Annotated in this window: 2 protein-coding genes; both read left to right on the top strand. The window is 43.9% G+C overall.

Going from position 1 to position 903, the window contains the following annotated elements; all coding sequences use genetic code 11:
* Nucleotides 1-342: heme ABC exporter ATP-binding protein CcmA (gene ccmA / locus R7R78_RS25005; protein ID WP_225474486.1), on the top strand; the 342-nt coding region annotated here is incomplete at its 5' end.
* Nucleotide 343: 1 nt separating this feature from the next.
* On the top strand, nucleotides 344-903 hold a 560-nt coding region (gene ccmB, locus R7R78_RS25000; RefSeq protein ID WP_225474485.1), incomplete at its 3' end, for a heme exporter protein CcmB.

Here is a 903-nt window from a genome sequence, read left to right as displayed (position 1 = left end):
GAAAACTTACGTTTTTACCAATCTATTCAAAATAACAGCACTTCCGATGAAGAAATCTTTACTGCTTTAACCCAAGTGGGGCTTGCGGGGCGAGAAGATGTACCTGTAGCACAACTTTCTGCGGGTCAGCAGCGTCGCGTTGCTTTGGCTAGACTTTGGCTAAGTAAGCAGATTTTGTGGATTTTGGATGAACCACTAACAGCAATCGACAAACAAGGTGTCAAAGTGCTTGAAGCTCTGTTTGCTCAGCATGCCGATAACGGTGGCATTGTGATGTTAACGACGCACCAAGATATGTTTGCTGACAGCCCTAAACTTAGAAAAATAAAATTGGGTGATTGATATGATTTCGGCCATGACAACTATTATTCGCCGCGAACTCTTGATTGCATTTCGTCGCCAAGCCGACATTTTGAACCCGCTTTGGTTCTTTATTATTGTTATTACTTTGTTTCCATTGAGTATTGGGCCTGAACCTAATTTGTTAGCACGTATTGCAGCGGGCATCGTTTGGGTTGCCGCATTGCTATCGGCATTATTATCATTAGAACGTCTATTTCGTGATGATTTTCAAGATGGTGCGTTAGAGCAAATGATGCTCATGCCAATTCCCTTGCAACTTGTGGTGATATCTAAGGTCATAGCTCATTGGGTGCTAACGGGATTACCGCTGATTTTGATCAGCCCGCTATTGGCAGTATTACTTTCTCTGGATTTCAACACTTGGTTGTCTGTGGTGCTCACGTTAATGATTGGCACCCCGACACTGAGTTTTATCGGTGCTATTGGTGTGGCGCTGACAGTTGGGTTACAAAAGGGCGGCGTTCTTTTGAGTTTGCTTATTCTTCCGCTCTACATCCCAATTTTGATTTTCGCAACATCGGCGATTGATGCTGCTGCGTT

The organism is Vibrio sp. 2134-1, from assembly GCF_033339495.1.
The sequence above is the reverse complement of the archived record's forward strand: the minus strand, read 5'-3'. Positions and strand labels throughout refer to the sequence as shown.